Source organism: Micromonospora zamorensis (assembly GCF_900090275.1).
GTDB lineage: Bacteria > Actinomycetota > Actinomycetes > Mycobacteriales > Micromonosporaceae > Micromonospora > Micromonospora zamorensis.
The window spans coordinates 1,568,415-1,582,883 of record NZ_LT607755.1 but is presented as its reverse complement, the minus strand read 5'-3'; the positions used below and the strand labels follow the sequence as shown (position 1 = coordinate 1,582,883).

At 72.5% G+C, this 14,469-nt stretch carries 16 protein-coding genes; 11 read left to right on the top strand and 5 right to left on the bottom strand.

Annotated features, from left to right (window positions below):
- Positions 1 to 80 precede the first annotated feature (80 nt).
- The 3 genes from GA0070619_RS07105 (at position 81) to GA0070619_RS07095 (ending at position 2,481) form a co-directional block, all read left to right on the top strand.
- On the top strand, positions 81 to 527 hold the full coding sequence (locus GA0070619_RS07105) for an SRPBCC family protein (RefSeq protein WP_088947327.1): 447 nt from the start codon (positions 81 to 83) through the stop codon (positions 525 to 527).
- Positions 524 to 1,525 (top strand): SDR family oxidoreductase, encoded by a 1,002-nt coding sequence (locus GA0070619_RS07100; protein WP_088947326.1) that lies wholly within the window; start codon positions 524 to 526, stop codon positions 1,523 to 1,525. Before GA0070619_RS07105 ends, GA0070619_RS07100 begins: the two co-directional genes overlap by 4 nt.
- 188 nt (positions 1,526 to 1,713) lie before the next feature.
- Positions 1,714 to 2,481: a polyprenol monophosphomannose synthase gene (locus GA0070619_RS07095; protein ID WP_088947325.1), complete on the top strand. Its 768-nt coding sequence runs from the start codon at positions 1,714 to 1,716 to the stop codon at positions 2,479 to 2,481.
- Positions 2,482 to 2,529: 48 nt separating this feature from the next.
- Here the strand turns inward: GA0070619_RS07095 and GA0070619_RS07090 are convergent, their stop codons facing one another.
- Positions 2,530 to 4,137 carry a phytoene desaturase family protein gene (locus tag GA0070619_RS07090; protein ID WP_088947324.1) on the bottom strand — a complete coding sequence of 536 codons (1,608 nt, stop codon included), beginning with the start codon at positions 4,135 to 4,137 and terminating at the stop codon, positions 2,530 to 2,532.
- Positions 4,138 to 4,209: 72 nt separating this feature from the next.
- Between GA0070619_RS07090 and GA0070619_RS07085 the strand changes: the two genes are divergently transcribed.
- Positions 4,210 to 5,643: an aldehyde dehydrogenase family protein gene (locus GA0070619_RS07085; protein WP_088947323.1), complete on the top strand. Its 1,434-nt coding sequence runs from the start codon at positions 4,210 to 4,212 to the stop codon at positions 5,641 to 5,643.
- Positions 5,644 to 5,697: 54 nt separating this feature from the next.
- Here GA0070619_RS07085 and GA0070619_RS07080 read toward each other — a convergent pair whose 3' ends face one another.
- Positions 5,698 to 6,099, bottom strand: coding sequence for a ChaB family protein (locus tag GA0070619_RS07080; RefSeq protein WP_088947322.1), 402 nt, complete (start codon positions 6,097 to 6,099; stop codon positions 5,698 to 5,700).
- Between the two features lie 176 nt (positions 6,100 to 6,275).
- On the opposite strand from GA0070619_RS07080, the gene GA0070619_RS07075 reads away from it, so the two are divergent.
- From GA0070619_RS07075 to GA0070619_RS07060, 4 genes are all read left to right on the top strand, one after another.
- Entirely contained in the window at positions 6,276 to 7,265 is a 990-nt protein-coding gene (locus tag GA0070619_RS07075) for a YihY/virulence factor BrkB family protein (protein ID WP_088947321.1), read from the top strand.
- Between the two features lie 99 nt (positions 7,266 to 7,364).
- The gene (locus GA0070619_RS07070) at positions 7,365 to 7,781 is read left to right on the top strand and encodes a DUF2795 domain-containing protein (RefSeq protein ID WP_088947320.1); all 417 of its coding nucleotides are present in this window, start codon (positions 7,365 to 7,367) and stop codon (positions 7,779 to 7,781) included.
- 52 nt (positions 7,782 to 7,833) lie between these two features.
- Complete coding sequence (locus tag GA0070619_RS07065) at positions 7,834 to 8,295, top strand: SRPBCC family protein (RefSeq protein WP_088947319.1); 462 nt, start codon at positions 7,834 to 7,836, stop codon at positions 8,293 to 8,295.
- A gap of 108 nt (positions 8,296 to 8,403) precedes the next feature.
- Positions 8,404 to 8,667 carry a hypothetical protein gene (locus tag GA0070619_RS07060; protein WP_088947318.1) on the top strand — a complete coding sequence of 88 codons (264 nt, stop codon included), beginning with the start codon at positions 8,404 to 8,406 and terminating at the stop codon, positions 8,665 to 8,667.
- Here GA0070619_RS07060 and GA0070619_RS07055 read toward each other — a convergent pair.
- A complete protein-coding gene (locus GA0070619_RS07055; RefSeq protein WP_088947317.1) occupies positions 8,622 to 9,911 on the bottom strand; it encodes an MFS transporter in 1,290 nt (429 codons plus the stop codon). The two genes, GA0070619_RS07060 and GA0070619_RS07055, sit on opposite strands and share 46 nt — an antisense overlap.
- A 158-nt stretch (positions 9,912 to 10,069) precedes the next feature.
- Between GA0070619_RS07055 and GA0070619_RS07050 the strand changes: the two genes are divergently transcribed.
- Entirely contained in the window at positions 10,070 to 10,279 is a 210-nt protein-coding gene (locus tag GA0070619_RS07050) for a hypothetical protein (protein ID WP_088947316.1), read from the top strand.
- Here GA0070619_RS07050 and GA0070619_RS07045 read toward each other — a convergent pair.
- Positions 10,276 to 10,725 (bottom strand): hypothetical protein, encoded by a 450-nt coding sequence (locus tag GA0070619_RS07045; RefSeq protein ID WP_088947315.1) that lies wholly within the window; start codon positions 10,723 to 10,725, stop codon positions 10,276 to 10,278. The two genes, GA0070619_RS07050 and GA0070619_RS07045, sit on opposite strands and share 4 nt — an antisense overlap.
- Before the next feature lie 161 nt (positions 10,726 to 10,886).
- On the opposite strand from GA0070619_RS07045, the gene GA0070619_RS07040 reads away from it, so the two are divergent.
- Positions 10,887 to 11,240, top strand: a complete 354-nt coding sequence (locus GA0070619_RS07040) for a DUF6401 family natural product biosynthesis protein (RefSeq protein ID WP_088951611.1) — start codon at positions 10,887 to 10,889, stop codon at positions 11,238 to 11,240.
- Between the two features lie 68 nt (positions 11,241 to 11,308).
- On the opposite strand, the gene GA0070619_RS07035 is transcribed toward GA0070619_RS07040, so the two are convergent.
- Positions 11,309 to 12,118: a mechanosensitive ion channel family protein gene (locus tag GA0070619_RS07035; RefSeq protein ID WP_088947314.1), complete on the bottom strand. Its 810-nt coding sequence runs from the start codon at positions 12,116 to 12,118 to the stop codon at positions 11,309 to 11,311.
- A gap of 198 nt (positions 12,119 to 12,316) precedes the next feature.
- On the opposite strand from GA0070619_RS07035, the gene GA0070619_RS07030 reads away from it, so the two are divergent.
- Positions 12,317 to 14,455 (top strand): ATP-binding SpoIIE family protein phosphatase, encoded by a 2,139-nt coding sequence (locus GA0070619_RS07030; RefSeq protein ID WP_088947313.1) that lies wholly within the window; start codon positions 12,317 to 12,319, stop codon positions 14,453 to 14,455.
- Positions 14,456 to 14,469 lie beyond the last annotated feature (14 nt).

Sequence of the window (14,469 nt, the reverse complement as noted above, 5' to 3'; positions counted from 1 at the left end):
CCGCGTCGGCCTTACCCGCCGTGCCGGAGAAGCTAACCCGCCGGCCGTTAGCCGGTGCCTGCCGGGGGTATGAAAGCCCAGTGGCGATTGTGGAGAAAGTGATCGACGCTCCCCCGCAGCAGGTGTTCGACGTGCTCGCCGACGGGTGGACGTACAGCGACTGGGTGGTCGGGACGACACACGTACGCGACGTGGACGACGCCTGGCCCCGGGTGGGCAGCCAACTGCACCACAAGGCCGGGCCGTGGCCGTTCTCCCTGCAGGACGCGTCGACGGTGCTGGTCTGCGAACCGCCGCACCGGCTCGTGCTCAAGGCCGGTCTCTGGCCGGCCGGGGAGGCGATCGTGGCCTTCACGCTGCAGCCGGTCGGCGACAACGCCACCCGGGTACGCCTCGGGGAGGACTTCGCCGCCGGCCCGCTGCGCTGGGTCCGCAACAAGGTCAACGATCTGGTGCTGCACCTGCGTAACCGGGAGACGCTCGACCGGCTCGCCGACATCGCCACCCGGCAGAAGGCGTCCCCGTGACGCAGACCGTGGTGGTGACCGGGGCGAGCGCCGGTGTCGGTCGGGCCGTCGCCCATGCGTACGCGGACCGGGGCGCCCGGCTGGCGCTGCTGGCGCGGGGCGAGGCGGGCCTTGCCGCCGCCGAGCGGGAGTGCCGGCTGCGGGGTGCGACCGACGTACGCGCGTACCGGGTCGACGTGGCCGACGCGGGCGCGGTGCAGCAGGCCGCCGACGACGTGGTGCACCGGTGGGGCGGCATCGACGTGTGGGTCAACAACGCCATGGCGTCGGTGTTCGCGCCGGCCTGGGAGATCCCGGCCCGCGAGTTCCGCCGGGTCACCGAGGTCACCTACCTGGGCACGGTGCACGGCACCCTGGCGGCGCTGCGGCACATGCGGGCGCACGGGCGGGGCTCGATCGTGCAGGTGGGCTCCGCGTTGGCCTACCGGGGGATCCCGTTGCAGTCGGCGTACTGCGCGAGCAAGCACGCCGTCCAGGGTTTCAACGACTCGTTACGCGCCGAGCTGCTGCACGACTGCCCGGGGGTGAAGCTGTCGATGGTGCAGCTGCCCGCCGTCAACACGCCACAGTTCTCCTGGGTCCGCACCCGGCTGCCCCGGCATCCGCAGCCGGTGCCGCCGATCTTCACGCCGGAGTTGGCCGCCCGGGCCATCGTGTGGGCCGCCGACCGTGGCACCAGGGAGCTGAACGTGGGCGGCCCGACGTGGCGGGCCCGGCTGGGCGACATCCTGTTCCCCGGCCTGCTGGACCGGAAGTTGGCCCGCGACGGTTACGACAGCCAGCAGACCGGGGAGAAAATCGACCCGGCCACCTGGCGGGACAATCTCGACCATCCCGGCGACGAGGACACGGACCGGGGCACCGCGGGCGTGTTCCACGACCGGGCGCGCGACCGCTCTGCCGCGCTCTGGGTGGGCACCCACAAACCGGCCCTGTCCGGTGTCGCGCTCGCCGCTGCGGGACTGACCCTCGCGGCCGTGGCGCGTCGCTGGCGCTGACCGACCCCGGAAGGGCTGGCCGGCCCTCTCGGGCGCTGACCTGGCAACGCCGCGACCGGCGAATCGATGGGCGGACACGGCCGGGCGGCGCCATACGCAACGCCCGGAAGGGGTGCCTCTTCAAAACCGAATGTGCCAACTGGATACCCTCTTCGGTAAGCCCTGTCCGCGAACCGAGGATGTCCCGCATGATCGAGCCTGTGCAGCTGCCGTCGCCGTGGCAGGACGCACGTCTGACCGTCGTCGTGCCCACCTACAACGAGGCGGGCAACCTGCCCACGCTGGTGGAGCGACTTCTCGCACTGCCGCTGCCTGGTCTGCGCATCCTCGTCGCCGACGACAACTCCCCCGACGGCACCGGCGACGTGGCCGACAAGCTGGCCATCGAGCATCCGGACCGGATCGAGGTCGTGCACCGCGCCGGCAAGGAGGGCCTCGGCCGCGCGTACGTCGACGGGATGGGACGGGCGATCGAGGGCGGCGCCGAGTACGTGGCGCAGATGGACGCCGACCTGTCGCACCCGCCGGAGGCTCTGCCGGGCATGCTGGGCGCGCTGCTCTCCACCCAGGCCAGCGTGGTGATCGGTTCCCGCTACGTGCCCGGTGGCGAGCTGGACGAGAACTGGCCGCTGTACCGCCGGGCCCTCAGCGGCTGGGCGAACCTCTACGTGCACACCCTGCTGCGGGTACGCATCCGGGACCTGACCGCTGGCTTCAAGGTCTGGCGAGCCGACGCGCTGCGCGACATCGGCCTGAACCGGGTGCAGTCCAACGGATACAGCTTCCAGGTGGAGATGCACTACCTCGCCACCAAGCTGGGGCACACCATCCTGGAGGTGCCGATCCGCTTCGAGGAGCGGCAGGAAGGCCTCTCCAAGATGACCACCGCGACCAAGGTGGAGAGCGCCCTGATGCCGTTCCGCCTACGCAGCAAGCACCGCAACATCACCCGCTGACCCCCATCCCCACCTCGGTGAGGGCTGTGGGCGGGGTCCGGGCGGGGGTTAGTCGGGATAGACGGCGCGGTGGGCCGTCGCGATGGCCGCGGCGTAGGCACGCCCGGTGAGGGCGCGGTCGCGGGCCAACGCCGCGCGGGCGGCGTTCGCACCGGGAGCGCCGTGCACGCCGCCGCCGGGATGCGCCGACGCGCTGGCCAGGAAGAGCCGGTCCACCGGAGTGTCCGCCCGGCCCAGGCCGGGGATCGGACGCAGGAAGAGCTGTTGGTACGCGGCAGCGGTGCCACCGCCGAGGGTGCCGCCGACCAGGCTCGGGTTTCCCTTCTCCAGGTCGGCCGGCCCGGCCACGTGCCGGCCGACGATGAGCTGCCGGAAACCCGGGGCCGCCTCCTCCAGCACGTCCTCCATGCGCTGCACGTGCCCGGCGACGTCCTCGGCCCGCCAGTCCCGGCGGAACGGCAGATGGGTGTACGACCAGAGCGACTCGGTGCCCGGCGGGGAGTGGCTCGGGTCGGCCACGGACATCTGCCCGACCAGCAGAAACGGGTCCCGGGGCAGCTCACCTCGGGCCAGCTCGCCCGCGTAGTGGGTCAGCCCGTTCAGGTCCGCGCCAAGGTGCACGGTGCCGGCCCCGGCCAGCTGCTGGTTCGTCCAGGGCATCGGCGCGGACAGCGCCCAGTCGACCTTGAGTGTCGAACCGTCCCAGCGGAAGTGCGCCAGGTCCTCCACCAGCCGCGACGGCAACGCTGCCGCGCCGACGAGGTCGAGGTAGAGCGCTGGCGCCGGCACGTCGGCGAGCACGGCCCGGTGGGCCCGCCACAGCGTGCCGCCCCGCGTGCGTACGCCCATCGCCCGGCCCCGGGCGGTGAGCACCCGGTCGACGTGGGCGCCGTAGAGGATCGCGCCGCCGCGCTGTTGCAGCCGCGCCACCAGCGCGTTGGTGATCTGCTGCGCGCCTCCGGCGGGCACCGGCCAGCCGACCTGCTGGCCGAGCATGGCCAGCAACCAGCCGTACACCCCGGAGCCGGCCTCCTCCGGGGACAGGTCGGTGTGCAGGGCGCAGCCGGCCAGCAGGGCCGGCCCGCCGGGGCCGTCGAAGAGTTCGTCGCCGAGCTTGCGGACCGGCACCACGAGGCGCCGGGCCAGCCGCAGCGCGCCGGCGACGCGCAGCTGACGCAGCAGACCGAGCCCTCCGCGGACCGGCGGGAACGGCGTGGTGATGGTCTCCAGCATCGGCCCGGCCACGTCGAGCCAGTCGGTGTAGGCGTTGAGCCAGCGCTTGCCGTCGCCCGGGGCGAACTGCTCCAGCGAGGCGGCTGTGACGTCCGGGTCCCGGTTGATCACGGCGGCCCGGCCGTCCGGCAGCAGGTGCGCCAGCACGTCGGGCGAGTGCCGCCAGGACAGCCCCTGCTGACCCAGGTCCAGGCCGGCGAGCACCGGTGAGGCGTACCCGAGGGGGTAGAAGGAGCTGTAGAGGTCGCTCAGATAGCCGGGCGCGGTCACCTCGGCGGAGCGGACCGCGCCGCCAGGTGTCGCGGTGGCCTCCAGCACCACCACCTCCCAGCCGGCGTCCGCCAGCAGGTTCGCCGCCACCAGGCCGTTGTGACCGGCACCGACGACGACGGCGTCCGCGCTGTGCGCGGCGGTGGTAGTCATCCGATCCGCCTACCCTGCGCGCAACCGGGCGAAACGCGTTTGCCTCGCCGAGGCCGGGGCATCCAGCGCCGCATGTACACGGTTGCGCAGTTGGTGGGTGGGGTTTGGGGCGCCGGCGGCGACGGCGGTGAACTGGTGGTGCGTGACCCGGCGGACGACTCGCCGGTCAGCACCGTGCCGGTGGCCACCGCCGACGAGGTCGGCAAGGCGACCCAGGCGGCCCGCAACGCGGCGGCCCAGTGGGCGGCGACCGCTCCGGCCGAGCGGGCAGCGGCGCTGCACCGGGCCGCGGACGCGGTCGCGGCGGTCACCGAGGAGCTGGCGGAGGCGGTCACCGCGGAGATGGGCAAGCCGTTGGCGGACGCCCGCGGCGGCGTCGAGGCGGGCGTCGGCACCCTGCGACAGTACGCGGAGCTGGCCCCGCTGCGCGGCGGGCGGACGCTGAACGGCGAAGCCGACGCGCTGGACTTCCTCACCCCGCAGCCACGCGGTGTGGTCGCCGCGATCACCCCCTGGAACGACCCGGTTGCGGTCTCCTGTGGGCTGCTCGGCGCGGCCCTGGTGACCGGAAACGTGGTGCTCTACAAGCCGAGCGAACGGACGCCGGCGACGGGTTGGCTGCTGGCGCGTGCGCTGGACCAGGCGCTGCCGGCCGGTGTGCTGTCACTGCTCACCGGCGGCCCGGAGGTCGGTGCGGCGCTGGCGGCGCAGGACGTCGACGTGGTGGCTCACGTCGGGTCCACCGCGACCGGGCGGGCGATCGCCGCCGCCGCGGCCCGCACCGGCGCCAAGGTGCTCCTGGAGAACGGGGGCAGCGACCCGTTGATCGTCGACGCGGGCGTCGACCCGGAGTGGGCGGCCGGTCAGGCCGCGATGGGCGCGTTCGCCAACGCCGGGCAGATCTGTGTGGCGGTCGAGCGGATCTACGTGCACCGGGAGGTGGCCGGGGCCTTCGTGGCCGCGCTCGCGCGTCACGCCGAGGCGCTGCGCGTCGGGCCGGGTCGGGACCCGGGCACCGAGCTGGGCCCGCTGGTCGACCGACGGCACCGCGACCACGTGCACGGGCAGGTAGCGGCGGCGGTTGCGGCCGGCGCTCGGGCGCTGGTCGGCGGCGAGGTGCCGGACGGGCCGGGGGCGTTCTACCCGGCCACTGTGGTCACGGACTGCCGGCACGACATGCCGCTGGTGCGGGAGGAGACGTTCGGGCCGGTCGCGCCGGTGGTGGTCGTCGACTCGTTCGACGAGGCGCTGCGCTGTGCCGCGGATTCCCCGTACGGGTTGGCCGCCACGGTGCTGACCGCGTCGATGAGTCACGTGCAGCGGGCCTGGCGTGAGCTGCCGGTGGGCACTGTCAAGGTCAACGCGGTGTTCGGGGGCGCGCCGGGTGGCGCCGCGCATCCGCGCCGGGCCAGTGGGCAGGGCTTCGGGTACGGCCCGGAACTGCTGGACGAGTTCACCGCCACGAAGGCGGTGCACATCGAGGCACCGGGCGGCGGGCACTGGTGAACGGCACGGACGGACGCAGGGGTGGTGCGTCCGCCCGTGCCGTCGTCTGTGCGGTCAGTCGCCGCGAGCCTTGCGGGTGGCCCGGTCGTTGGCCTTCTCGATGGCCTTGACCAGGTCCGGCTTGGTCATGCTGGACCGACCGGGCACGTCAAGTTTGCGGGCCACCGACAGCAGGTGGTCCTTGGTGGCGTTGGCGTCCACCCCACCGGCGGTGGGTGCTCGCCGTTCCGGCCCGCCGCCGGCGGCCTGCTGGTCGCTCGGGCCCTTGCGGTCCTTCGGCTCCCAGTGGTCGCCCACCTTCTCGAACTGGTGCTTCACCGCTGCGAAGGCGGTGCGGTGCGACCGCTGCCCCTCGCCGTAGGTCTCCACCGCCGAGTCGTGCGTCTTCTCCCACGTGCGCTGCGCCTTCTCCGGGGAGCGCCGCAGCGTGCTGGGCAGGTCTTCGCGCCCGGGCATCTCGTCCTCCTCCGTGTCGACAGGGTCACCATGACCGTTCCCCGGTGCCGCGGCGGCAAACCATAGGCGCTACCGGCGGGGCGCCGGGCGAGTTTCTCGATTTCCCGATCCGGGTATCGGGGGCCAGGCCCGACCGGACGACCGGTCATCCGGTGGCCGGGGCGCAGGGAGCGGGCATGACGACCACGGAGCCCGGTACGACGCGCGAGGGCGCACACGGCACGCGGGGGGTTCCCCGCCGGATGCGGCAGCTGAGCTGGCGGACCTGGCGCGGGGTGCTGGTCCGCAGCGTGCAGAACTTCGTCAACGACAACTGCTCGGACTGGGCCGCCGCACTGACCTACTACGGGGTCCTGGCGGTCTTTCCGTCCGCCATCGTGATCGTGGCCCTGGTCGGTCTGGTCTCCAGCGGCGAGCAGACCGTCGACACCATCGTCGAGCTGGCCAGTCAGGTGGGCGCCGGGTCGGTGCTCAGCGACGACGAGGACGGCGTGGTCGGGGTGATCCGCACGGTGGTGCTCGACCAGAGCAACCCCAAGCTGCTGCTGAGCTTCGGCCTGCTCGGTGCGTTGTGGTCCGCGTCGGGTTTCATCGGCGCGTTCACCCGGGCCTCCAACGCCATCTACGGGGTGGACGAGGGCCGGCCGGTCTGGAAGCTGCGGCCGTTGCAGATCGGCCTGGCCGCGATCACCCTGGTGCTGCTCGCGGTGGTCGCCCTCGGGTTGATCGTGAGCGGCCCGGTCACCGACGCGGTCGGCGACCTGATCAACGCCGGAGGTCTGGCGCGCACGGTGTGGAGCGTGGCGAAGTGGCCGGCGCTCGCCATGATCATGATGTCGCTGCTGTCGCTGCTGTTCTGGATCGCGCCGAACGTGCGTCAGCCCCGGTTCCGCTGGCTCACCCCGGGTGGCGCGGTGGCACTGGTCTCCTGGGCGCTGGCCTCCTTCGGTTTCGGCCTCTACGTGACCAACTTCAGCTCGTACGACACCACCTACGGCAGCCTCGGGGCGGCCATCGCGTTCCTGGTCTGGCTCTACCTGTCCAACTCCGCGCTGATGCTGGGCGTGCAGATCAACGCCGAGGTGCAGCGCGGTCGGCAGTTGCAGGCCGGCGACCAGGACCCGGAGGACCCGGTGCTGCCGCCCCGCAAGCCCGCCGACGACTGAGCCGGTTAGGTGCCGGTCGTCCGGTTCGGAGTCGGACCATGGGCCCGTTCGTGGCCCGGTGCCGGTTTAGCGGGCGGGGTGCCGGGTAGCGCAGAAGGCATGGAGCGTGGCAACAGCAAGCACGGACCGAGGATCGACGAACAGATGAGCCAGGAGGTCAGCGGCCTCGTGCAGGGGCCGGGGACCGGTGGCTCTCGGGTCGATGAGTCGCGGGTGCCGGAACCGGCTGGCGAGGACCAGCCGGAGACGACCACCGCCCCGGCCGGCGACCTGCGCACCGGCACCCCGCAGGGGATGAGTTCCACGGACGTCGAGCAGCGCAGCCGGCTCGGCCGGTTCATCTCGATGAGCGCGCTGCCGGGCGACCGCCTGGTGCTCATTGCCAGCGCCCGGGAGAACGAGGCGCCCGACGACATCGTGGCGGCGCTGGAACGGCTGCCCGAGGGCACCGTCTACCAGACGGTCTCCGAGGTGTGGGCCGCGCTCGGCAACAAGAACGAGACAACTCGCTGGTGAGAAGGATCGCCCCCCGATCCGACGACCATTGGCGACTGAAGGAGGTTCTCTGATGAGTGGCGTAACCGAACATGTCGACGTTGCCGTGCCCGTACGCACCGCGTACGACCAGTGGACGCAGTTCGAGGAGTTCCCGCAGTTCATGGAGGGCGTGCAGGAGGTCCGGCAGCTCTCCGACACGATGACCCACTGGACGGTGGACATCGCCGGGGTGAAGCGTGAGTTCGACGCCGAGATCACCGAGCAGCTCCCCGACGAGCGGGTCGCCTGGCGCTCGACCGGTGGCACCCAGCAGGCCGGTGTGGTGACCTTCCACCGGCTCGACGAGGACAAGACCCGGGTCACCCTCCAGCTCGAGTTCGAGCCGCACGGGGTGGTCGAGCAGGCCGGTGACAAGCTCGGCATCGTCGACCGGCGCGCCAAGGGCGACCTGGAGCGGTTCAAGACCTTCATCGAGCGGCGCGGTCAGGAGACCGGCGCCTGGCGTGGGTCGGTGGACCGTCCCCAGCCGTGACCCTGAGCAGTGACAGCGATGGCCGCCAGATTCCTGGCGGCCATCGCCGTGTCCGAGCCTTTCGCACACCACCGTTTGCGATCATCGCGCCCGGGTACGGCTGAAGACATGACCGACGACAACATCAGGGTGTGGCGGGACGAGGAACGGCTTCCGTTGGAAGAGCTGGAGCAGGCCGTGGCCGGCTCCAGCATCGACGGGCAGGCCGACGACGTGACCGGCAACGACGCGGGGGAAGAGGCGACGTTCGGCCACGGGCCGGCAGCGGACGACCGTAAGGGACAGGCCCAGGGCAACAGCCGGGAGGACACCGATCCGGAGCGCCGCTACCGCCCGTCCACCACCGGACGGACCGGCCCCGACGTCGGCTGACCCTCCCCGCCGGTCTGCGCGGGCACCGGGTGTGCGGTGGGCCGGCCGGTCGAGCGACGAGCGCCCCACTCGTACAGCACGATCAACGCCAGCGCGAGCACCAGCAGGGCCGAGCCCAGCACCTGCACCGACGTGTTGCCGATCAGGACACCGAGGCCGGCCGGGACGAGCGCGGCGCCGATGCCGGACGCGCCGATCTGGAGCCCGATTGCCCGGTCCGCGTGCGCCGCGCCGACCCGGTCGGCGGTGGTGAGGGTGAGCAGCGGGAACACCGGCGCGGCGGCGAACCCGACCACGACCAGGCCGGCCACCGCCAGCACGGCCGGCCCGGGAACGGCGATCAGCAACGCGCCCACGGCCATCCCGGCCAGGCTGGCGCGCAACACCAGGCCGGCCCCCAGCCGCTCGGCCACCACCCCCTGCACGACCCGGCCGACGAAGAGGCTGCCCCAGTACGCGGAGACGCAGCCGCCGGCCACCTCGGCGCTCAGCCCACGCCCCTCGGTGAGCAGCAGGAACGCCCAGAGGCCGGCGGACACCTCGATGGCCACGTACAGCGCGAAGGCGACCGTCCCCGACCAGACCGCCGGCAGTCGCAGCGTCGCCCGGACCGGAAGCCGGACGACCGCCGGAGTCTCGGCGGGTGTGACGTCGGCCGCCTCCGTGCTGGCCGGTACGCGACGTTGCCAGGCTCGCACGGTGAGCGCGAAGGCGATGGCGAGGAGGATCTGGGCTCCGGCCACGATGCCGTAACCCCAGCGCCAGGCCAGGCCGCCGCTCAGCACCGCAGTCATGATCAGCGGACCGATCGCCACGCCCAGGCCGAAGAAGGCGTGCAGCCAGTTCATGTGGCGCGGGCCGAAGGCCCCGGCGGCGTACGCGTTGAGCCCGGAGTCGACCGCGCCGGACCCGAGACCGAGCAGCAACGCACAGCCCACCAGCACGGCCAGCACGGGGCTCACGGAATAGCCGGTCAGCGCCAGGCTGGCCAGCAGGGTGCTCCCGGCGAGCAGCGCGCCCACGCCGACCCGGGCCAGTGTGAACCCGGCCAGGACGCTGGAGGTGAGATAGCCGACGGTGCCGGCGGTCAGCACCCACCCGACCGCCTCGGTCGGGACACCGAAGTCGCCCCGGATCGACGGCCAGGCGACGCCGAGCAGGCCGTCGGGCAGGCCGAGGCTGACGAACGCGAGGTAGGCCAGCAGGAGCAGCGAGGCACGGGGCCGTGGAGGCGTGGTGGACACGAGACACCATCCTGCCGCAGGGGCACCTTAGCGCCGTCGGCACCCGAGCGCCCCCGGCGCAAAGAAGTCGTGTCCGGACGGTCGAGAAAACGGACAGCTCATCCAGAATCGGCCGATCGGAGGACGGCAACCCGGCGTGTTCGCGTAAGAATTTCGGGATGCATCAAGGCTCCGGAATCCTCTCCACGCGTCAGCGCCGGCTCGCCTGGCTCGGCTTCATGCTCGCCGCGCTGCAGGCACCCGTGTCCGCCTGGCTCGTCGCTGACGAGTCGTGGCTGTTCAGCCTCTGCGTCGCGCTGATGGTGGCCATCGTGATCATCGCTGACGACGCGGCGCGGCGACGCCCCGCCAACGCGACCGGCGACTAGCCCTCGCTGACCGGTCGGGCCTCGTGCCCCGGCCGGCCCCGACTGCGGCGACGCTCCTTCATCTCCGCCTCGTAGAGGTGGCGTCGCCCGCCCACCAACTCGTCACGGGCCTGTTGGTCCACCTCGCGGAACAGCGCGTGGTAGCCGTCGTCGAAGTCCTCGACGATCTGGAACGTCCACCGCCCGGCGATGACGTTACGACCCAGCAACTCAGTGTCGATCCGCTCGGCGAGCCGCTGATGCCCGGCGGCGCGAAACTGCTCCACCGCGTCGTCGAGCATCAGGTCGGCGTGCCCGATCAACTGGTGCAGGGAGTACAGGTGCCCCCGGGCCCGCTCCACACACTCCAGCGCCTCGCTGAGCTTGCCGAGCGCGGCGACCGTCTCGTCACTCACCCCCGGTGGCCGCTGGTGCTGCTCGTCCGGTCCGTCCGCCTGCTGTCCCATCCGTGCCTCCGTGCCGTGTCCCGTGATCCGTGGGTGTTCTCCTGCTGCCCCGTCTGTGCCGGATCAACCCCCGCGGTCAGCACTGGTCACCCAGTGGCGCAGCCGACATCCGCCGAGCGGCCGAGGTCGACCCGGTCACCGGTCGGTTAGCCTCGGTCACCATGCGTGTGCCGTTCAACCGGGTCGCCTCCCGTACCGCCGTCGACTCGGCGCGGTCTACCCTGGCCGCCCTCACCGTCTCCATCGGCACTGTCGGGCTGACCGCCGCCGCGGCGCGACCGGGGCTGCTGGCCCTCGTCGACCAGCACGCGGCCGCCGTCCGGGACAGCCTCGACGGGGACCGTCAACCGCTGACCGCCGCGGCGCTCGCCGGCTATGCCGAGGGGGTCCGCGAGGCTGCCCTGGAGCACGGGTGGACGCCGCCGGGTGGGCCGGTCGACTGGAGCGAGCCGGAATGGCTGCTCACCCGACTGCTCGCGGTCTGCGCGATGGCCCGCTCGCTCGACGGGGCCTGACGCGCGCGGGGAGGGCACCCCGCGTCGTACGCGGAACACCCTCCCCACCGCCGTACCGTTACGAACCCTTACGAGCGGTACTGCTGGGCTTCGTCCACCCGAGGCATCGCCTGGGTGCGGTCGCCCCCGCGGTCGGCCATCTGCCGCTCCACGTCGCTCCGTCCGGCCGCCGTGGCCTGACGCTGCTGCTGCACCGCCCGGGCCTCCTGGGCGGCCCGGTCCAGCCAGCCGTCCCAGCGCTTCTGCATCGGCTTCACGAGGCCGCCACCGACACCGACGATCAGGATGCCAGCCACAGTGGCGAGCACCGCGATCAGCACCGGAGTGGTCACCGTGGTGGCGATACCCACCTGGTTCAGCGCGGCGATCACGCCGAGAGCGATGATGAATATCGCCGCCAGGTCGGCCAGGACCTTGCCGTACGAGAGCCCGCCCAGCGCCCCGGTGACCAGATCCCGGACAGCGTTGGCGATCGCAGCCGCCACCACCACGATGACGATCGCGATGAACGCACGTGGCAGCCAGGACACCACGCCGCTGATCAGGTCACTGATCGCGTTGGGCCCCCAGACTCCGAAGGCGAACTGCAGCGTGAACAGCAGTACGGCGTAGTACGCCAGTCTGGCCAGAATGTCGCTGGCGTCGTACTTCGTTCTCTCCAGGGCCCGTTTGATGCCGCCCCGTTCGACGGCCTGGTCGAAGTGCACCCGTTCCAGCACCGTATCCACGATCTTGAGGACGGCTCTGGCGATGAGCCAGCCGACCACGAGGATGACGATGAAGGCCACTGCCTTCGGGATGAAGAGCAGCACCGACCTCCAGGTGTCGGCGATGGCATCGCCGATATCGGCCTGCCGGACCGCGAGGGTTTTCAGCATGATGTCCCTCCTGTCGCATGGACTGCGCCGGGCGCATACCCGGCTACCGGTGCGGCACTCCGCGCAGAGCGCCGCGTTTTTTGCGACAAGCTGCCGAACAGGGGCCCTGAACTGCCCGAACGGCCACCGCGAACGGGGCCGCGACAGCCCAGGGCCATGATCGGATGCCTTTCCCGGTCGGCCGACTAGGCTGCGGACATGCCAGGAACGGTCGGGCGAGTCCCCATGCCAGCAACCCCGGGCCCGGGTGCACCCACCGGCTCCGGTGCGGCCGCTGCCGTGCTCGCCCACGACTGGGCCGACACCCCGCTGGGCCCGCCCGAGAGCTGGGACATGGCGATCCGGGTCGTGGTCGAGCTGATCCTCGCCTCGCCGATGCCGATGGCCCTGGCGTACGGCGACGACCTCGTGCTGCTCTACAACGCCGGTTACGCCGAGTTGCTGGGCACCAAGCACCCGAGCGCCCTCGGCCGCCCGGCAGCAGAGGTGTTCGCGGAGATCTGGGCGCTGCCCGGCGTGGGTGAGGTGATCGAGCGCAGCTACCGGCAGGGCGAGCCGTTCCTGGAGAAGGAGTCCACCCTGCCGTTGGTTCGTGGGTATTCCCCGACCGTGGAGCAGGCGGTCTTCACCCGGGGCTACTCGCCGGTGCGCGACAGCGCCGGGCAGATCGTCGGCGTGTTGGCGGTCGCGGCCGAGACCACCCACGTCACCGAGCAGTTGCAGAGCCTCAGCGAGGTGGCTGCGGCGCTCGCCGGCACGCTCACCCTCGACGACGTGGCCCGGGTGGCGCTGCGCTACGCGATCACCACGTTCGACCCCGACCAGGTCTCGTTCGCGGTCGACGAGGGCGGTGGCGGTTGGCGCATGGTGCGCCGGGTCCGTGGCGAGTTGCTGGACGAGGCCGACGAGCGGCTTCCCCCGCTCTGGCGACGCGCTCCGGCGGACTGGTCGGCCCCGGTGGTGCAGGCGGCGCGCTCCGGCGGCCCGTCGTTCGTTCGGGACGGGCAACCGCTGCGGGAGACCGCTGTGGACCGCCACGACCAGAAGATCCGCTCGATGGCGGCCCTCCCCCTGGGCACCTCGGTGGTGCGCGGCGGGCTGGCGGTCGGCTACCAGGTCCCGCACACCTGGTCCCCCGCCGAGCGGGCACTGCTGGCCGCCTCGGCCGAGCTGATCGGCCAGGCCGCGGAGCGGGCCCGCCGCTTCGAGACCCAGCACGGCACGGCTCAGCTGTTGCAGCGCAGCATGTTGCCGGAGCACCTGCCAGACCTGCCCCGGCTGCGGATCGCGGCCCGTTACGACCCGGGGGTCGACGGCAACGCGGCCGGCGGCGACTTCTACGACGCGTTCCTGCTGCCCGACGGCACGCTGGGCGTGGTGCTGGGCGACGTCGCCGGGCACGACGTGCAGGCCGCCGCGCGGATGGGGCAGGTCCGGGCCGCGCTGCGCGCGCTGGCCCTGTCCGACCCGGCACCGGGCGCGGTGCTGGCCGGGCTGGACCGGCTGGTGACCAGCCTGGGCGTGGAGGCCGGCACCCATGAGCTGTTCGTCACCGTCGTGTTCGGGGTGATCGACGCGGAGCGGCGGCAGCTGACCCTGGCCAGTGCCGGCCACCCCGCCCCGCTCATCCGCCGGGGCGACCCGGAGGGCCGCTCCCACGCCGAGTACGTGGACGTCCCCGCCGGGCCCCCGCTCGGTCTGGGCGGCCGGCCGGGCACCACGACTGTCGAGTTCCGCCCGGGCGACACCCTGCTGCTGTTCAGCGACGGGGTGGTGGAACGTCGCCGGCAGAGCCTGACCGCCGGGCTGACCACCCTCAGTGACGCCGTCGCGAAGGCCGGCAGTGGCGACCCACGCGCCCTCTGCGCGGTGGCCACCGCCGCGGTTCCGGGCGGCACCGAGGACGACGTGGCCGTGCTGGCGGTCGAGCACGCGCTCAAGCCGAGTCGCTCGGCGAGCATGGAGGTGCCCGCGGAGCCGACCGCCCCCAGCCGGGTCCGGCACTGGATGACCGGCCAGCTGACCGAGTGGCAGGTGCCCGAGTCGGTGATCGGTGCGGCGGTGCTGTGCACCAGCGAGCTGACGACCAACGCGCTGCTGCACGCTGGCACCGCCGCCCGGGTGGAGATCGACCTCAGCCCCGAGCGGCTGCTGGTCTCGGTCGCCGATTCCGGCACCCGGGGCACCGTGACCCGGGCCCGCACCGACACGTTGAGCAGTCGTGGGCGCGGGCTCGGCCTGATCGAGGAGCTCAGCGACGCCTGGGGCACCGACCCGTCGGTCCGCGGCTCCACGGTCTGGTTCGAGATCCTCACGCCGCCAGCCGCGCATTCCTGAGAGCCCGAAGGGTA